The 17,818-nt window shown below is 52.5% G+C and carries 14 protein-coding genes and 1 pseudogene; 12 read left to right on the plus strand and 3 right to left on the minus strand.

The genetic code is table 11. The features are described from left to right. Nucleotides 1-15 precede the first annotated feature (15 nt). The 7 genes from BLV87_RS14510 to BLV87_RS14535 all read left to right on the plus strand — a co-directional run bounded on the left by BLV87_RS14510 (nucleotide 16) and on the right by BLV87_RS14535 (nucleotide 11,622). Nucleotides 16-1,512, plus strand: coding sequence for a S1 family peptidase (locus BLV87_RS14510; protein WP_093069834.1), 1,497 nt, complete (start codon nucleotides 16-18; stop codon nucleotides 1,510-1,512). After that, nucleotides 1,505-2,581 (plus strand): AAA family ATPase, encoded by a 1,077-nt coding sequence (locus tag BLV87_RS14515; protein ID WP_093069835.1) that lies wholly within the window; start codon nucleotides 1,505-1,507, stop codon nucleotides 2,579-2,581. The genes BLV87_RS14510 and BLV87_RS14515 overlap by 8 nt, the downstream gene beginning before the upstream one ends. A 3-nt stretch (nucleotides 2,582-2,584) precedes the next feature. Continuing rightward, entirely contained in the window at nucleotides 2,585-5,545 is a 2,961-nt protein-coding gene (locus tag BLV87_RS19685; RefSeq protein WP_217629999.1) for a formylglycine-generating enzyme family protein, read from the plus strand. After that, nucleotides 5,466-5,855, plus strand: coding sequence for an SUMF1/EgtB/PvdO family nonheme iron enzyme (locus tag BLV87_RS20090; RefSeq protein WP_425441565.1), 390 nt, complete (start codon nucleotides 5,466-5,468; stop codon nucleotides 5,853-5,855). The genes BLV87_RS19685 and BLV87_RS20090 overlap by 80 nt, the downstream gene beginning before the upstream one ends. A gap of 83 nt (nucleotides 5,856-5,938) precedes the next feature. After that, on the plus strand, nucleotides 5,939-6,397 hold the full coding sequence (locus BLV87_RS14525) for an endonuclease domain-containing protein (protein WP_093069837.1): 459 nt from the start codon (nucleotides 5,939-5,941) through the stop codon (nucleotides 6,395-6,397). Next, a complete protein-coding gene (locus BLV87_RS14530; RefSeq protein ID WP_093069838.1) occupies nucleotides 6,394-7,218 on the plus strand; it encodes a formylglycine-generating enzyme family protein in 825 nt (274 codons plus the stop codon). Before BLV87_RS14525 ends, BLV87_RS14530 begins: the two co-directional genes overlap by 4 nt. Before the next feature lie 189 nt (nucleotides 7,219-7,407). Further along, nucleotides 7,408-11,622 (plus strand): hypothetical protein, encoded by a 4,215-nt coding sequence (locus BLV87_RS14535; protein ID WP_175517953.1) that lies wholly within the window; start codon nucleotides 7,408-7,410, stop codon nucleotides 11,620-11,622. Here the strand turns inward: BLV87_RS14535 and BLV87_RS14540 are convergent. Both BLV87_RS14540 and BLV87_RS14545 read right to left on the minus strand, forming a co-directional pair. Then, on the minus strand, nucleotides 11,532-12,380 hold the full coding sequence (locus BLV87_RS14540; protein WP_093069840.1) for a transglutaminase family protein: 849 nt from the start codon (nucleotides 12,378-12,380) through the stop codon (nucleotides 11,532-11,534). The two genes, BLV87_RS14535 and BLV87_RS14540, sit on opposite strands and share 91 nt — an antisense overlap. A 49-nt stretch (nucleotides 12,381-12,429) precedes the next feature. Next, nucleotides 12,430-12,543 (minus strand): annotated as a pseudogene (locus BLV87_RS14545) (hypothetical protein); the annotation flags it as partial. Nucleotides 12,544-12,859: 316 nt separating this feature from the next. On the opposite strand from BLV87_RS14545, the gene BLV87_RS19695 reads away from it, so the two are divergent. From BLV87_RS19695 to BLV87_RS14565, 5 genes are all read left to right on the plus strand, one after another. Further along, nucleotides 12,860-13,054 carry a DnaJ domain-containing protein gene (locus tag BLV87_RS19695; protein WP_217630002.1) on the plus strand — a complete coding sequence of 65 codons (195 nt, stop codon included), beginning with the start codon at nucleotides 12,860-12,862 and terminating at the stop codon, nucleotides 13,052-13,054. 9 nt (nucleotides 13,055-13,063) lie between these two features. Further along, nucleotides 13,064-13,810 carry a DnaJ C-terminal domain-containing protein gene (locus tag BLV87_RS14550; RefSeq protein WP_217630003.1) on the plus strand — a complete coding sequence of 249 codons (747 nt, stop codon included), beginning with the start codon at nucleotides 13,064-13,066 and terminating at the stop codon, nucleotides 13,808-13,810. A 106-nt stretch (nucleotides 13,811-13,916) separates the two neighbouring features. Continuing rightward, complete coding sequence (locus BLV87_RS14555; protein WP_093069841.1) at nucleotides 13,917-15,131, plus strand: BtaA family protein; 1,215 nt, start codon at nucleotides 13,917-13,919, stop codon at nucleotides 15,129-15,131. Between the two features lie 2 nt (nucleotides 15,132-15,133). Then, entirely contained in the window at nucleotides 15,134-15,832 is a 699-nt protein-coding gene (locus tag BLV87_RS14560; protein WP_093069843.1) for a class I SAM-dependent methyltransferase, read from the plus strand. Beyond that, complete coding sequence (locus BLV87_RS14565; RefSeq protein ID WP_093069844.1) at nucleotides 15,783-16,592, plus strand: UDP-2,3-diacylglucosamine diphosphatase; 810 nt, start codon at nucleotides 15,783-15,785, stop codon at nucleotides 16,590-16,592. The genes BLV87_RS14560 and BLV87_RS14565 overlap by 50 nt, the downstream gene beginning before the upstream one ends. A gap of 117 nt (nucleotides 16,593-16,709) precedes the next feature. Here BLV87_RS14565 and BLV87_RS14570 read toward each other — a convergent pair whose 3' ends face one another. Beyond that, nucleotides 16,710-17,753: a substrate-binding domain-containing protein gene (locus BLV87_RS14570; protein WP_093069846.1), complete on the minus strand. Its 1,044-nt coding sequence runs from the start codon at nucleotides 17,751-17,753 to the stop codon at nucleotides 16,710-16,712. Between the last annotated feature and the right edge of the window lie 65 nt (nucleotides 17,754-17,818).

A 17,818-nucleotide genomic window follows, 5' to 3' on the forward strand; every position in this document is an offset into this window, starting at 1 on the left:
CCATGAGGATGCATTATGCTCAATGCCGATTGGTTGGTGCAGGTTTATACTCACGATAAAGACGGTGATCCTTGCATTGGCACGGGATATTCCATTGGAAATGGGTTAGTTCTGACTGCCCGGCATGTGGTGGTTTTTGATAAACGCGCCGCTGATCCTCGCTTAAAACTGGTATGGCCTGAGCAAAATAAACATGAGATGCCGTTTGCGGATGCGGATATTGTGTTTGATGGATTTGCTTGTGAGCCAAATATTGACGTTGCGGTTATCCGTTGCCCCCAAGCAACACTTTTTAAACCACCTCAGGTAGATTGGTTGTTTACTGCTCCTGTGCCGACTACTGCTTGGGCGGGTCGGGGTTTTCCACGAGCAGCTAAAGAGCCAACGATTCGCGATGATTTGGGCATGTCGGGCACAGTGGCAGGTTTGAAAAAGCATGTGGTCGAATTGGCAACCGATGTTGATGCGATAGAAGCCAATGGTTGGGCTGGCTTTTCAGGCTCTCCGGTGTTTATTGGTCAGCAATTGGCGGCGGTGATTACCCATGACTATTCATCGTTAGAAGGCTACTTCAAAGCCGTTTCAATTCCGTGGTTATTGCACAATGAAAAATTATTTCGTGAAATCGTCAAGCCTGCTAAGCAGGTAACAGCCCAATTGCACGCCAAGGTAAAAGCCGAAGCGACACGCATTCTGGATGGACAAGCGGTGCTGCGCGATAAATTGAAAGTCGCCTTGAAACTGGATTCCGGTGCTATGGCGACTGACATCGCAGCGTGCCTTGTTGAAAAGCAAGAGGTTGGTCAAGCCATTGGAGTACTCGCTCAAATCTCCTTGGAGCTGGATAAGAAAAAGCCTGAACCACTCAAAGAGCGCTGGGAAGATTATTTAACCGATGTTGAGCAATTGTGCGGCTGGTTGTTGATTAATAGCGTTGATCCTGACTGGTGGCTTCAACATGAAGCAAGTTTGCAAAGCATTGCCCAAGATAGCGTTACCCGCAGTTTATCTTTGGATACACAAGCCTATGTGGAAGTCATCATTTCGCGCAGTTTATTACAGCAAGCCCGCTATGATCTGGATGAATACGGTGATCCCATACCCGCCAGCAGTATTCATGACCCGATGGTGTTTGATGGGCATACGGCGGGTGCATCCGATATTCAGATATTGAGTGAGATTTTTAAGCAATTGCGCCGAGTCGACAGCGCACCGCAAGATGTGGACAGACTTCTGGCAGATATACAAAAAACTGCCCGTGCCTTATCGAAACGCCAAGGTGGTAAGCCGATCTATTACATCGTTTCTAATGCTTATTTGGAGATGTTAAAGGATTTGGCTTGCTACCCGAAGCTGAAAGAAAAATTAGCAGGATGCATACAATTCATCTGTTGTGTGCAAGCGAGTCTTGATGAGTTGTCGCCTTGTCGTGAAGATCAAAGTTCGTTGCTGGAAGATCTAGCCGTTATACTCCGACTCAAGAACCCCAAGCGAGTAGCTGCCCATGTCTAAACAAGAAGTGCCGAAGCTCAAGGATTTTATCCCTCCTAATTTGACCGTTTCCAATCTGGGGCGGAAGTTACACCATGTTTTCAACGAAGAGGATTGCTACGCACTGTGGGCGGCGTATTCCGCAGGGCGACCTTTGTTGGTGAGGGGAAAACCGGGGACAGGTAAGAGCCAGATGGCAAAAGCGATAGCCGAACAATTGGGCTGGGCGTTTGTCAGTGAAGTCATACACGGTAGTACCGAACTTAGCGATTTGCATTGCCACTTTGATGCGATAGGGCGTTTAGGTGAAGCGCAAGCACGTAGTATGGGTAACGATTCACCCCCAGCATCAGGTTGCAGTTCGACCCAAGACCGGCTTAATCCGCTGAACTTCCTTTCGCCCGGTGTATTCTGGTGGGCTTATGATTGGCAGGCAGCCGCGTATCAGTATCAAGCCTGTTATACCCGCTTACGCCCTGCACCGTTAAAGCCCGACAGCACAACCCCGCAAGGTAAAACATGGCAGCCACAAACAGGCGGTGTTGTGTTGCTCTTGGATGAAATTGATAAAGCCGAGCCTGATTTGCCTAATGGTTTATTGGAAACTTTAGGACAATACCGTTTTAGTGTTCCTTACCTACATGATACCCAGCAGGCGAATGCGAACAGTGTATTGAATAACCCGGTACAGGCTGATCCTGCGCGGGTGCTGGTGGTGATTACCACGAATGAGGAGCGTGAATTGCCCTCTGCCTTCGTGCGCCGCTGTTTTGTACACACTTTGAAAATGGAAGAGTCCCCCGAAAAAATAACGGTGACATGGCATGATGAGACTGTTGAAAAACGCCATGCCTGGTTGGTGGAACGCGGTCAATTGCATTTTGGTAGCCGTATTGCGGATGCTGTCTATTTGCAGGCGGCTAAACAGCTATGGGCAGATAGGGAAGGGGATAGCCAAAACCGTTATCCACCGGGATTAGCGGAATACATCGACTTGCTGAGTGCACTGCAATCGTTGGAGAAAACGGAACAACAAACCCGGCTTAATAAAATAGCCCGTTATGCCCTGAAAAAAGAAGTGGACGGTTAAACAATGGCATGGGGGCGGTTGGCACTGCTACAAGCGGCGGGGGAAGAGGATGCCAAGCTGCAAAAAATGGCGACAGTGTTTGGTTATGTCAAACAGTCTGCGCCAGAACCGCTTATCGTTGATGATGCCGATACCGCTTCACACCACACCACTTCAACGCTGATACCGTTTGAAACGACACCAGACGTAGCCATTCCACAACGCCCACCTGCCCGTTTTTTGCGGGTCAATAAAATCACCCGTTCAACAGAGCCTGACAAACAAGCGTCGGACTATCTGCATGACCCCGCCATGCGTTTATTGCCTAATGCAAACAGCATGGATTCATACCATTTTGCACCGCCACCACCCTTATTGCCGCTCTCACGCCTTGTTCCGTTTTTGTTGAATAGCCTTGGGGTGTCTCGCACCAGCAAACGTTTGGATCAGCAACGACTGGCACGCCAAGTGGCATTGGGTAAAGCGTTGCAGCGTTTACCGCAGATGTCGCGCCAACATTGGGCGCAACGTTTGCACATTATTGTGGATGCAGGGCTGCATTTAGAACCGTATTGGGGCGATTTTGCGCGTGTCATCCAACAATTCAAGGCGTTGTTGGGTGAGGATGCTGTTGAAGCTATCCGTTTTGAGGATACGGCTTGGTCTGGGGAAATACCTGATTGCATCCCGTGGCCAGGGCAGGCGGACGACGAGTGGCAACAGTGGCAACTTCCACCAGCGGATGTGCCGATTTTGGTCTTGGGGGATTTGGGGGTAACAGCCGATAATGTTAGTGCCAGTGCCAACTGGTCACGCTTGCTCAAGGTATTGCGTTCGCATCCTGCACCACTATTGACGCTCAGCCCGGTGATGCGCTCCCCGCGCCAGCGGTGGCTATGCCGCACATTCAAGCCGCACCCTTTAAATGATGTTTATCGGTTGCCACGTCATCCGGGGCAAAATGGCTTTACGCTAACGGCAGCTTCACCTGTCCCCATGAGTGAGATTCTGGCTTTATTGTCGTGTTTGCCGGTGGTGGATACGGGGTTATTGCGGCGTTTGCGGCTGGTATTGCATTGGGGCGGTAGTGAACGGGAAGGCGAAATCTGGAATCACCCTGACATTCGCCGCATTGGATTAGGTATCCGTTTGGATGAGCGGGTAGCGGAACGTTACCGTCAAGACTATCAAACGCATTTCGCCGGTTCGCAGCAAGCCGAAACATTGTGGCAGCTTGTGCAGGCGCATCATGTCGGTGCTTTTGAGGGGTTGCGGCAACTGGAAAAACTGAATCAGTGTGTGTTGGAACTGCGCGATGATGCCGCGTTGCGGGATTATCTGCAACGCTTGTGTGCCACTGTTACCCAAGAGGGGCAAGGTTCGGCACGGCATAAAATCTTGGTAATGCAATGCCGCACTATTCTGGCTTCTAAACCAGAAAGTATTTGGTGCAGTGAGCATAATGAGCTGGCGTATCACTTGTTTGGGGTGGCTTATGCAGAAGACATTCGGGCGGGTAAGTGGCCTGAGCAATTGGAAAAAGACTTTGATCCGGCACGATTGCAGTGGGTGCTGGATGCAAAAGCGCGGGAAGAATGGGTTCAGTGGCAGGTAGTGCAAGTCGGTGATCAGGGGCAGTTCAAGCTACAACAAGCACAACGGGCAGATGGGTTGGCAATAACACCTGTTGCGGAATTCAGTGCGTTGCGTGGTTTGCCACCGACGGTATTGTTTGCTCCCATTGATGGTGGTCAGCATTCTATCGCAGTGGAAGGGGCTGTTTATCAAGCCGAACAGGGATTGGTTGGAATCGAGTCAGCTACCCATTGGATTGAATTGCAAGGTATCACTAAGCCGAGTTGGGCAAATAAAATTTGGCGTGACCAAACAGGATTGCAAGCAGAAATCATTTTTGCAGGTGAGCTGTATGTTGTTCAGTGGAGAAAATCTAGCGGGGGCAATAATGAGGATGGCATACAAGAAGATGAAGACCTGACGGAATCTAATGTTTACATCGCTTACGGTTTGTATGAGCAGGCAGCAAGTATATTAAAGAGGAGGATTGAGGCTAATCCAAATAATCTTGAATACCAACACAAATTGTTGGAATGCTATTACATGTCAAATAATCATCACGATTTCGATCGTCAGGCAAAAAAGTTTGTTTTTATGGGCGGCAAGATGAAGGAGGCGTTGTGGAAAGATATTGTTAAATGGAGTCGAAAGATCAGTCCTGATAATAGACTTTATCATGAAGGTGGAATGGTTACTTATGCTGTTGATGTTATCAATCATTGGGAATGGCCTAAGCCTTTTGGGCAATATGTGCTGAGGGGTGCTTATGATTATCAGGATGGTCTGGGGTTGTATGCCGACCTTGCAATCGCTGGCATCACTCAACGCTTCCGTTGGATTGAACCAGGCACATTCCTCATGGGTTCACCCGAATCCGAACAGGATCGAGTGACTGAAAGTGAAACCCAACACCAAGTAACCCTAACTCAAGGCTTCTGGTTAGCTGATACCACCGTCACTCAAGCACAATGGCAAGCGGTCATGGGTAACAACCCTAGCTATTTTCGCGATAACCCCAACAACCCGGTTGAGCAAGTAAGCTGGAACGATATTCAAGATTTCATTAAAAAACTCAACACACTTATTCCCAGTCTACAAGCCAAACTCCCCACCGAAGCCCAATGGGAATACGCCTGTCGTGCTGGCACGACTACCCCGTTTTCGTTCGGCGATAACATTACCCCAGAACAGGTGAATTACAACGGTAATAATCCCTACGCAGGTGGCAATAAAGGTCTATATAGAAAAAAAACTGTCCCGGTCAAATCACTTCCAGCCAACCCGTGGGGTTTGTTTGAGATGCACGGCAACGTGTGGGAATGGTGTCAGGATGTGTGGCAAGAAAAATTACCGGCTTCGCCGGTCACAGACCCGGAGGGTGTCGCCGGAAGGCGACAAAGCAGGCGTTAGGCGCGTCATTCGCGGCGGCTCATGGTACGGCTACGGCGGCTGGGACTGCCGTTCTGCCTACCGTGGCAGGAACGAGCCTGATGACCGTGACCGCAACCTTGGCTTCCGTTTGCTTTTAGGTCATTTTGAGCTAAGGTCAGGGCAGGGCGGCGGAGCCGCAGGGAGCGGAGCGACCAACGATAGAGCGGACGGGAATGACGCGGACAGACGTGGCGCGGGCGACACGGCAGGTCGTGGCAGTGCCGGGAGCGGCGGTTTAGTTGAGAAAATTTTCAAAGGATTGAAAAACCCTTTCAGGAAGAAAAAATGAAACAGAAATTTTTTATCATCCCCGCCAAAGACCCTCACCCCAACCCCTCTCCCAGAGGTAGAGGGGCTAAGAAGTAGAGTGCCATGACAATAATAAATCGTGAGAAATCTCGCCTGCTTCGGCAACAGCAAACACCCGCAGAACAGTGTTTGTGGCAGCAATTGCGTAATCGCCAACTGGATGGTTACAAGTTTCATCGCCAGTATGCTGTTGGTTACTACATCGTGGATTTTGTATGCCGAGCGGAAAAGCTTATTGTGGAACTGGACGGTATCCACCATGCAGAAGCTGATCAGGCAGAATATGACCAAATCCGTACCCAATTTCTCATCGCACAGGGCTACCATGTCTTACGTTTCTGGAACCGTGACATTGAAGCATCCATGCCAAGTGTTTTAGATAAAATCCATTCAGTGTTGCAGACCCTCACCCCCCAGCCCCCTCTCCCGGAGGTAGAGGGGGAGCAAGATGCCGACCCAAATTCTTCCCTCTTAAGCCCCTCTACCTCTGGGAGAGGGGTTGGGGTGAGGGTCTTCCCATGACCTATCGCAACCACCTCTCCCCACCTGTTTTCCCTTACGCTTGGGCATCCGACTGGGGCGAAGACCGCCGTGGCTTATGGATGGCGTTCACCTACTGTGATGTACGCCACGCCTTCCGCTGGATTCAACCCGGCACGTTCATGATGGGTTCGCAGGAAACCGAAAAAGGTCGGCTGGAATGGGAAATATTACACCAAGTCACCCTCAGCAAAGGTTTCTGGATGGCAGAAACGCCCGTTACCCAAGCCCTGTGGCAAGTGGTCATGGGTGAAAACCCCAGCAGCTTCAAAGGTGAAAAACGCCCGGTCGAACAGGTAAGCTGGAATGATGCCCAAGCCTTTATCACCAAGTTCAACCAAGTCCACCCCGATCTGAATGTATGCCTGCCCACCGAAGTCCAATGGGAATATGCCTGCCGTGCCGGAACGCAAACCCCGTTTAATTTCGGTGATGAGTTGACGCTCGACAAAGTGAATTACCGAGGTACTTGGGAATGGGATGGTTCAGATAAATGGGGTGATGGCGCAAAGCAACAAACCACCGATGTCACCAGTTATCCCAGTAATGCTTGGGGCTTGTATGACATGCACGGCAACGTGTGGGAATGGTGTCAGGATGTGTGGCAAGAAAAATTACTGGCTTCGCCGGTTACAGACCCGGAGGGTGTCGCCGGAGGCGACCAAGAATCGGGCGTTGAGCTCGTCGTTCGCGGCGGCTCGTGGAACCTCAACGGCAGGAACTGCCGTTCTGCCTCCCGTTACAGGAGCGGGCCTGATGTCCGTGACTTCGACCTTGGCTTCCGTTTGCTTTTAGGTCATTGAGCATAGGTCAGGGCGGCGGAGCCGCAGGGCGCGGAGCGCCCCAAGGGAAAAAGTGAGCGGACGGCTCTGACGCGGACAGGCGTGGCGGGGCGCCATGACAGACCGTGGCAGTGCCGGGAGCGTGTGGAGGTGGTGAAATTAAAATGATATGGGTATAGTTAACAACAATAAAAATCCAAAGGCACTGCTATGTTACATTTTCTGCGCCTCCTGCCCTTGTGGCTGTTACTGCTAACCACCGCACACGCCAACCCGCTTGCCCCTGAAAACGTCCCCGACCCGCTCAAACCGTGGATAGGCTGGGTGTTAGATGGGCAAAAAGACCTGCAATGCCCCTACCTCTTCAACGCCGAAGAACGCCAATGCGCTTGGCCGGGACGTTTAGATTTGCAGCTCACCACCACCGGCGGCACGTTCACCCAACACTGGGAAGTCTACGGTGAAACCCAAATCCGCCTCCCCGGTGATGCACAACACTGGCCGCAACAAGTGCAAAACAGCACCAACACCCCCTTGGCAGTGCTGGAAAAAGACGGCTATCCGGTTGTCACCCTCCCAGCAGGCAGCCACGATCTCAGCGGGCAATTCGTCTGGGATAAACTACCCGAAGCGCTCTTCGTTGCCCCGACCAGCGGCTTGGTGCAACTCAGTGTCAATGGCGCAAACATCGCCACCCCCGAATTCAACGCCGCTGGCAGTTTATGGCTCAGCCAAACCAACCAAGAAGCCAGCGAAGACAACCTCGAAGTGCAAGTATTCCGCAAAGTATTGGATTCGCACCCGCTCGAAGTCACTACCCACATTCAATTGCGTGTCGCAGGCAAGCAACGCTACGCCGAATTCACCCCAGTGTTGCTGGACGGTTTCATCCCGCTGCACCTCGACAGCCCCTTACCCACGCGCATGGGGCAGGATGGCAAGCTGCAAGTGCAACTGCGCCCCGGCGAATGGACGCTCAAACTGACCGGACGCGCCCTCACCAATGTCACCGAATTAGCCTTGCCCGCGAGCAGCACCCCTTGGCCTAGCGAAGAGGTTTGGGTATTTGAAGCCGATCCGACAATGCGCCAAGTGCAGGTCGACGGCGTGAATAGCGTTGACCCCAGCCAAACCCGCTTACCCGATACTTGGGCAAGTTTGCCTGCATATCTGCTCACCAGCGGCAGCAAAATGACCTTGGCAGAACAACATCGCGGCATGGCAGACAGCCCCGCGCAACTCAATTTAACCCGCCAACTGTGGCTGGATTTCGACGGCAACGGTTACACCCTGCAAGACCAGTTGACGGGAACACTGGCGCAACAGTCACGGCTGGAAGTGCTGCCCGATATTCACCTCGGCAGGGTCAGCATTGACGGCACACCGCAGTTGATTACCCAACAAGCTGCCGATCAAGCCGCTGGCGTGGAAGTGCGCCAGCGCAATCTGGCACTCGAAGCCGATAGCCGTTACGTCGCTGCGCGTTCCAGCCCGCCGGTCAGCGGTTGGCAACAGGAATTGCAGCAAGTCAGCACTACCTTGCACTTGCCGCCCGGCTGGTTACTGTTTGCGGCGAGTGGCACGGATAATTTGCCGCTGACTTGGTTGCAGCAATGGAGCTTGCTGGATTTGTTTCTGGTGTTGCTGACCACGGTGGCAACCGGCTATTTATTTGGCTGGCAATGGGGTGCGGTGGCAGGGCTTGCCTTGTTGCTGACTTGGCATCAGCCGGATGCGCCGCGCTTGTTGTGGTTGAATCTGTTGGCGGTCACGGCCTTGCTGCGTTCCGTGCCGGAAGGGGCGATTCAACGTTGGTTGGGGCGTTACCGCTGGTTGAGCTTATTGGGATTGGTGCTGGTGATTTTGCCCTACACCATTGATACGGTGCGTTTGGCGCTGTACCCGCAGTTGGAATACAGCACCAGTGGCGGCATGAATGGCGTGGTTTATGAATCAGCCGCTGCACCTGCTGCTGAGGAAGCGATGGATGCAGAAGTGGCAATGATGGCAGATCAAGCCGCTATGCCTGCCGCTCCAGCACCGGCTCCCGTGATGAAATCGGAGAGTTATGCGCGTGAGAAAATGCGTAGCTTGGCAAATAGCGGCGCGTATCCTGATACCCGACCCGCCAAAAAGCAGGTCAATCTGCGTGAAATCGACCCGAATAGCATGATTCAAACTGGCCCCGGTTTACCCACATGGCAATGGAATCAGGTGCGTTTGGAATGGTCAGGGGTGATCCAACCCGACGAACGCATGGGCTTGTGGCTGATTTCGCCGGTAGCACATTCGTTGCTCAAAGTGTTGGGGGTGATTATTATGCTGATTTTGGCGGCACGTTTGGCACTGGTTTCCGGCAGATTGACGGCGTTGTGGCAAGCGACACAATCCGCCAAACGCGGTTTGTCCTTGGCGTTGTTACTGGCGATGACCGTGCCGTGGGTAATAGTAACACTGCCGCAAACTGCCTTGGCAGAATCGCCTGCTGTTGCCGCCATGCCCGTTGCACCCGCCAGCAATACACCCGACCCTAGCCTACTGGAAACCTTGCAGGAACGTTTGCTACGTGCGCCGGAGTGCTTGCCAAACTGTGCGCAAATCGAGCAAATGTATCTGAACGTGGGGAATGATGGCTTGCAAATCCGGCTGCGGGTACACACTGCTACCGCCGTTGCCGTGCCATTGCCGGGCAGCCAAAGCACGTGGTTGCCACAAACGGTATTGGTGGATGCGCAACCCACGCAAGCTTTGCGCCGTGATGCTGAGCAACAATTGTGGGTGGTCTTGGCGCAAGGTCAGCACGATGTGGTCTTGCAAGGCGCTATTCCCACCCGCAGCAGCATCGCCTTGCCTTTGCCGCTGAAACCGCATCGCGTCACTTGGCAAGGCGAAGGCTGGCAGGTGGACGGTATCCGCGATAACGGTGTGCCCGAAGCCCAGCTTCAGCTTAACCGCACCACCGCCAGCAGCGATAACACCATGCAAGACATGCCAACCTTGCCCGCGTTTGTCAAAATTTCGCGGCGCTTGGATTTGGGGCTGGATTGGTATGTCACCACCACCGTCAGCCGCGTGTCTGACAGTGCCGCGCCAATCAGCTTGGCGATTCCGTTGCTGGCGGGTGAACAGCCCTTGAGTGAGCAATTCACCCTCAAAGATCAGGCGTTGCAAATTAATCTCAAACCGCAGCAAAACACGCTGGAATGGACATCGCGGCTGCCGCAGACCGCAGAATTACAACTTACCGCCAGTCAAAACAACGCTTGGCTGGAAGAATGGCGCATTGCTGCCAGCCCGGTATGGCACGTCGATGCCACCGGTTTGCCTGCCAATGCTTATGAAGAAGCCGACGCACAAGGCACCTTATTGTGGAAGCCGTGGGCAGGCGAAACCCTGAACTTGGCGGTTAACCGTCCGCAAGGCACTGCCGGGCAAACCGTGACGCTGCTTGCCAGCCAGATGCAGGTCGAGATTGGCAAACGCGCCCGTGATGTCAGCTTGCGCCTGAATTTGCACAGCAGCCGGGGTTCGCAACACAGCATTAGCCTGCCGGAAGACGCGGTGGTGCAAAGCTTGACGATTGATGGCACCAAACAAGCGATTCAACAGCAAGCGGGCAAGGTGATCTTGCCGTTATTGCCGCGCAAACAAGAAGCGGTGCTGGAATGGCAGGAAAACGGCGCATTGCCTTTGCATTACACCTTCCCGGCGGTCGATTTGGGTTTGCCGAGTGTCAATAGCGAGTCACGCTTGCAAGTGCCGCAAGACCGTTGGGTATTGTGGACGCATGGGCCTTTGTTAGGCCCTGCGGTGTTGTTCTGGGGCATGGTCGTGGTGTTGCTGGTGTTTGCGCTGCTGTTGGGGCGTTCCAACATTACCCCGTTGAAAAGCTGGCAATGGTTCTTGCTGGGCATTGGTTTGAGCCAAAGTACGCCGTTTTTGATGGTGCTAATGGCGTTCTGGCTGATTGCTTTGGCGTTGCGTAGCAAAGTGTCATTGGCTGACTGGGCGCGACCTTATTGGCAATTTAACCTGATGCAAGTGGGTTTGGCAGGCTTGACGGTGGTGGCGTTAGCGACTTTGGTGGGGGCGGTTGCCAATGGCTTGCTGGGGTCGCCGGATATGCAAATCACCGGCAACGGTTCATGGGCGCAACAATTGCAATGGTACCAAGATCGCGTAGCAGGGTTATTGCCACAGGCAGGCGTGATCAGTGTGCCGATTTTGTATTACCGCTTGCTGATGTTGGCTTGGGCGTTGTGGTTAGCCGTCGCCTTGCTGGGGTGGTTGCGTTGGGGCTGGACTGCCATTAACCACGGTGGTTTGTGGCAGCCTCATATTTCTGTCACCCAAACGCCTACCGTCAGCGTTGCGCCCGCAGGTCCGATGAATGCGCCTGCGACGGGCGGCACGGATTCGGGTTGACGGGCGACGGCGACCGCAATGTGGTCGGTTCCCACGATCGTGCCGATGGTCGGATCAAAGCCTTTCCACCCTGCGCCGGGTAGGAACACTTCTGCCCAGGCATGGGTTGCACCGAAGTCAGTCGGGGCGAGTTGCGTGTGCAGATAACCACTGACAAAACGGGCGGCGAAACCTAAGCGCCGTGCCGTTTCCATAAACAGATACGCCGAGTCACGGCACGACCCTGTACCACGGGTGAGCGTGTCGATCACGGATTGCACCCCCGGTTCTTCACGTAATTGATACTTCAAGGTTTGCTGGATGCGTTCGGCAAGGCGTTGCAGCAAGCTGTAGGTCTGAATTTTTTCGCCCGGTTGCCAGAGGCTTGCTACCCAGCGTTCCAGCAAGGCACTGGGTGGATCGCCTGCTTGTCGGTAGGGGGCTAATACCGCTTGATCATCCGGCAGGTAGGTGAACGGGTAATAGGTAGCGTAATCAGCGACCAGAAAATCCAGCGGGGCTTCGTTGTATTGCTGGATGATAATCGTGCTTTCGATCATCAGTTGCGTGGTCGGGGTTTTGAAGGTAGCGATGGCGACCGAATTGTCTTCCACGTCACGATGCCAGCGCAGGGTGGCGGCAGGTGTGATGTTTAAGCTGGAGGATTCGATGCGCAGTTCGTAGCCTTCACGGGGGCGCAAGCGTAACGTGTGTGGTTCTAGGCGCACGATGCCGGGGAAGTTGTAATAGGTGCGGTGTAGGATTTTATAGCGTTGCATAGGCGTTTATACCCCACACCCAATCGCGGATTTCCGGCATATCTCGTCCTTATTTGCCGATGTATTGCTTGTGTTCAATTAATTTGTCCTTGAGTTGCTGTTTCAGGTAACTACCCTTATCCCCCGTTTGCGGCAAGCGGTCAATAGCATCCATCACCAAATGGAAGCGATCAGCGCATGGGGGTTTTTACGCTTAACATTAGATGGTTTTTAGATAAATATCAGTATTTAATTCAGTTTTATTAGGTGCTAAATTTGCTTAGGTTGAGCAGTTTCTGTGGATCATTCTATTAGCCGCCGTGGTATTAATCGCACTGGTGCTGGTTTTTGTGGTATGGAAAATACGTTCTTATTAAAATGAACTATACTTAAAATATAAGATTTGTCATATTTAACAACAGAAGAAGTTAATGTCATGGCAATCTTGATTGTTGTTGCAAATGCGACAGTGGCGCGTTTTTTTAGTGCTGAGCCGTTAAATGCAAATGCCTCGCTTATTGAGTTGGAAGACAAGGTTCATCCGAGTTCCCGTTTACATGGGCGTGATTTGGAAACGTTACAAAGTTCTGGGTCTGACTAAAGCAGCCACGCAGGATGACATTAAGCGTGTCTACCGCAAACTGGCGCGTAAATACCACCCCGACATCAGCAAGGAAAGCAATGCCGAGGAATAGTTTAAAGAAGTGGGTGAAGCCTACGAAGTTTTGAAAGACCCGGAAAAACGCGCAGCCTATGACCAGTTGGGCGAAGACTTAAAAGCCCAGCGTGATTTCTGTCCGCCGCCGTCAAGTGGTACTGCGGGAACAGGTCGGTTTACCGATTTTGATGATTTCCTTGCCAACCTGTTTGCTCAACGTGGGCGGGGTGGTGCAGGTGGGGCAGGTCGGGTGTATCAGGAAAATGGTGAAGATAGTCACTTCAAGGTGTCGATTGATCTGGAAGATGCTTACCGGGGTGCTACGCGCAGCTTGAATTTGCGCTCTTTCCAGCAAGAGCGAACCCTCAATGTCAAAATCCCCAAAGGGGTCAGGCAAGGTCAGCACATTCGTTTGCAAGGGCAGGGCAACCCCGGCATCGGTGGTGGTGTGGCGGGTGATTTGTATCTGGAAATTGCCTTCAACCCACATCGGCTGTACCGCGTTGAAGAGCTGGATGTGTATCTGGAATTGCCGCTTGCCCCGTGGGAAGCGGCGCTGGGTGGCAGTGTCAAAGTGCCAACCCCAGACGGCGCGGTGGATATGAAAATTCCGCCCAATTCATCCACAGGGCGCAAATTACGCTTGAAAGGGCGCGGCATTCCTGCGCAGATACCGGGCGATGTTGTGATCCGGCTTCAGCGTGATTTGGGTGTTAATCTGGCAGGTGCGGCTTTGGCGGTGGAATTGCTGGATGAAATCAAGACATTACGGAGTAATGTGTCACGTGGTTAGTCGTCAAAGCGGTATCCATAACACAACCGTAATATAACCGTCATTTTGTGGTCATTCCCAAGCCTTAGCCTCACTGCCACGATTAGATTTTGTTAGCGAGAGTTTCATGGCAGGTATTTCCGACGCAATGCGCGATGCTGTGCATCAACATGCCCCCACGTCCTTGATGGGGATGCAGCAACGTTTGTTCAGCTTTTGGTTCAATAGCTTCATCTACAACCAGATTTGGGAAGACCCCACGGTGGATATGCAAGCCTTGCAACTGACCTCGGAAAGCCGGGTGCTGACGATTGCTTCGGGCGGTTGTAACGTCTTGAATTACCTGACCGCAAACCCTGCACATATCACCGCGATTGACCTGAACCCGTACCATTTGTCCCTGACGCGCTTGAAGCTGGCAGCGCTGAAACATTTGCCGGATCATGCCGCCTTCTACGATTTCTTTGGTTACGCTGACCGTGACACCAATCCGGCGCATTATGAGCAATACATCCGCCCGCATTTGGATGATGCACTGGATGGGTTCTGGCAAGGGCGCAGCATTCTGGGGCAAAAGCGTATTCATATGTTCCGTGACGGGCTGTATCGGCAAACGCGCTTTGGCTATTTCATGCGCTTCTTGCACTGGATTGCCCGCCGCACCAATTACCACCCCGAAAAGCTCCTCACCGCCACCAGTTTGTACGAACAGAAAGCGATTTTCCAGCAACACATTGCGCCGTTCTTCGACAATAAACTGGTGAAATTTTTGGGCAAATTGCCGATGTCAGTGTTCAGCCTTGGCATTCCGCCACAACAATACAAGGCGATGAAAGAGCAGGGCAATCTGATTGAGCAATACCGCGAGCGCGTCGAACGCTTGGCGTGTGATACCCCGATTCAGAACAACTATTTCGCATGGCAAGGTTTTAGCCACAGCTATGACCATGAAAAGCGTCAAGCGATTCCTGATTACCTGAAAGCGGAAAACTACGACGCTATCCGCAACCAGTTGGGCAAAGTCGATACGCACCTCGGTTCCATGATCGACTTCCTTGAGCAGCAAGCTCCGCACAGTTACGACCGTTTCGTGTTCCTCGACGCGCAGGACTGGATGACGGATGAAGTCCTCACCCAGTTGTGGACGCAAGTTGCCCGTGTAGGCAAGCCAGGGACACGCATTATCTTCCGTACTGCCGCCGCCGAATCACCGTTGGAAAGCGCGTTGCCAGTCGAATTACGCAGCCAGTTTGTGTACGAAGCCGAGCTTTCCGCGCAACTGTTCCAGCAAGACCGTTCGGCGATTTACGGTGGTTTCCACCTCTACCGCAAGGCCGATTGACGATGGATGCCGCACAGAAAATGGATCAGCAGTACCGTTACCAGCGGTACGTTTACGATTGGTCGCGCAAGTATTATTTGCTGGGGCGCGATGCGTTGTTGGCGGAAATTCCGTTGCAGCCGGGCGAAACGGTGCTGGAAATCGGCTGCGGCACCGGGCGTAATCTGAGCAAGCTGGCGTATCGGCAACCACACGCCAAACTCTACGGCATGGATGCGTCCGCGATGATGCTGGACACTGCCCGCGATAATTTGCGTAACACCTTGTATGCACAACAAATTACCTTGCAGCAAGGCTTGGCGGGGCAGGTCGACCACACCACCTTCGGGCTGGAAAAACCGTTTGATCACATTGTGTTTTCGTATGTGCTGTCGATGATCCCCGGTTGGCAGGATGCGCTGGAACATGCCTTGAGCATCCTTAAACCCGGCGGTTGTTTGCATGTGGTGGATTTTTCTGACCAGCAAACCATGCCCGCGTGGTTTCGCAAGCTGCTGTTGCAGTGGCTGGATTGGTTCAACGTCCACCCTGATCCGGCAGTCCCGGCGTATTTGGAGCAAATGGCAGCCCGTCACCATGACCAATTGCGTATCCGCCACCTGAGTGGGCGTTACGCAGTGCTTGCGCATTACCAGAAAGGGGGGATTCCCAATGACCATCAACCAGAACTTCCGCAAATATCGCAGTATCTGGATTTCTGATACGCACCTCGGTTCACGCGGGTGCAAAGCCGAGTTCTTGCTCGATTTCCTGCAACACAATCAAGCCGATCATTTGTATCTGGTCGGCGATATTATCGACGGTTGGGCATTACGCAAACGCTGGTATTGGGATACGTTCCACGACCAGATTTTGCACTTGCTGTTTGAACGGGCGCAACGTGGCACGCAAGTGACCTATGTCAGCGGCAATCACGATGAGTTTTTGCGTCCGTTTATCCATCACCGCATTACCGCGATCAGTTTGGAAGACGAGGTGGTGCATACCACTGCGGATGGGCGCAAGTTTTTGGTGTTGCACGGCGACCAGTTTGATGGCGTGATGCAATTTGCCCGCTGGCTGGCAATCTTAGGCGATTGGATTTACGAGCGTTTGCTGGTGGTGAACAATGTGTACAACCGGCTGCGGCGGCGCATGGGTTATCCGTATTGGTCACTCTCGGCTTACCTCAAGCACAAAACCAAGTCGGCGGTGAATTTCATCTCGGCATTCGAGGAAACGCTGGCGAAAGAAGCGAAGAAGCGTCAGTTGGATGGGATTATTTGCGGGCATATTCACCATGCCGAAATTCGCGAGATTGACGGGGTATTGTATTGCAATGATGGCGATTGGGTAGAAAGTTGCACCGCGTTGGTGGAAGAGTGGGATGGGAGTTTGCAGGTGGTGCGTTGGACAGAAGCCAAAAATGCCGCTGTGGAAGTATGCTTGCCCAGCGTAACGCCTGAACCGTTAGCTGCTTAACGCTATTTCAGAACAACAAGCATAAAAAAGGGAGCATCCGTGCTCCCTTAATCGTTTTGAATCTTTAGTTATCGCTTAGATCGGCTTATTTTTTATGATTGTCTAGAGAGAGTTTGATTACTTCAGTGCGTTTGCTGACACTGGCTTCAGTGCGTTAGCAGCAGCAACTGTTTCAGCTTTTTGGCTATCCGGTAATGCAACCAGACCTTTGTCAGCCAAGTAGCCGTCTTTGCTCAGCGCTTCTTCGCTAGTGAATTCAGCGATGAATTCTTTGATACCAGGTACTTGACCAACGTGGCTGTTTTTCACGTAGAAGAACAGTGGGCGTGACAGTGGGTAAGCACCGCTAGAGATGTTCTCGTAGCTGATTTCTTTGCCGTCGATAGTGGCAGCTTTCAGGGAGTCCATGTTTTGCTCAAGGAAGCTGTAACCGAAGATGCCGACTGCATCACGGTTAGCTTGCAGCTTTTGTACGATCAGGTTGTCATTTTCGCCCGCTTCGATGTAGTGACCGTCTTCACGCACGGTGGTGCAAGCGGCTTTGAATGCTTTCTCGTCTTTCTTTTTCAGCTCTGGCATACCTTGGAACAACAGGCAACCTTTTTCCATGCCCAGTTCAGCCAATGCGTCACGTGTGCCAGATGTAGGTGGCGGGCCCATGACTTCGATTTTCACGTCAGCCATGTCGGGGTTGATTTGCTTCCAAGTGGTGTAAGTGTTGGGTTGCAATTCACCGTTAGGGCCAGTTGGAACGTCTTTTGCCAGTGCCAGATACAGTTCGCGGCGAGACAGTTTGACGGGTGCAGCATCCTTGGCTTGAGCTACAGCGATACCGTCGAAGCCGATTTTGACTTCAGTGACTTCGTTAACGCCGTTTTTGATGCAGCTTTCCATCTCGCTCTTTTTCATGCGGCGGGAAGCGTTGGTGATGTCTGGGGTTTCAATGCCAGCGCCTGAACAGAACAATTTCATACCGCCGCCAGTGCCGGTGGATTCAACCTTAGGAGCAGCCATGCCTGTTTTCTTGGCAAACTGTTCAGCAACAGCCGTCGAGAAAGGGTATACAGTAGAGGAGCCAACGATTTCGATATTATCGCGTGCTTGTGCAACGCCAGAGGCAGCAACCAAGCCCAGTACAACTGCCAGAGTGAGTTTTTTCATTGCGAGTTTCCTTCAAACAAAAAGAATCCAAGGCGGATTTGCGCGAATCTTAAGGGGTATTCAAT

It is taken from the genome of Thiothrix caldifontis (assembly GCF_900107695.1).
In the GTDB taxonomy this organism is placed as follows: Bacteria; Pseudomonadota; Gammaproteobacteria; order Thiotrichales; family Thiotrichaceae; genus Thiothrix; species Thiothrix caldifontis.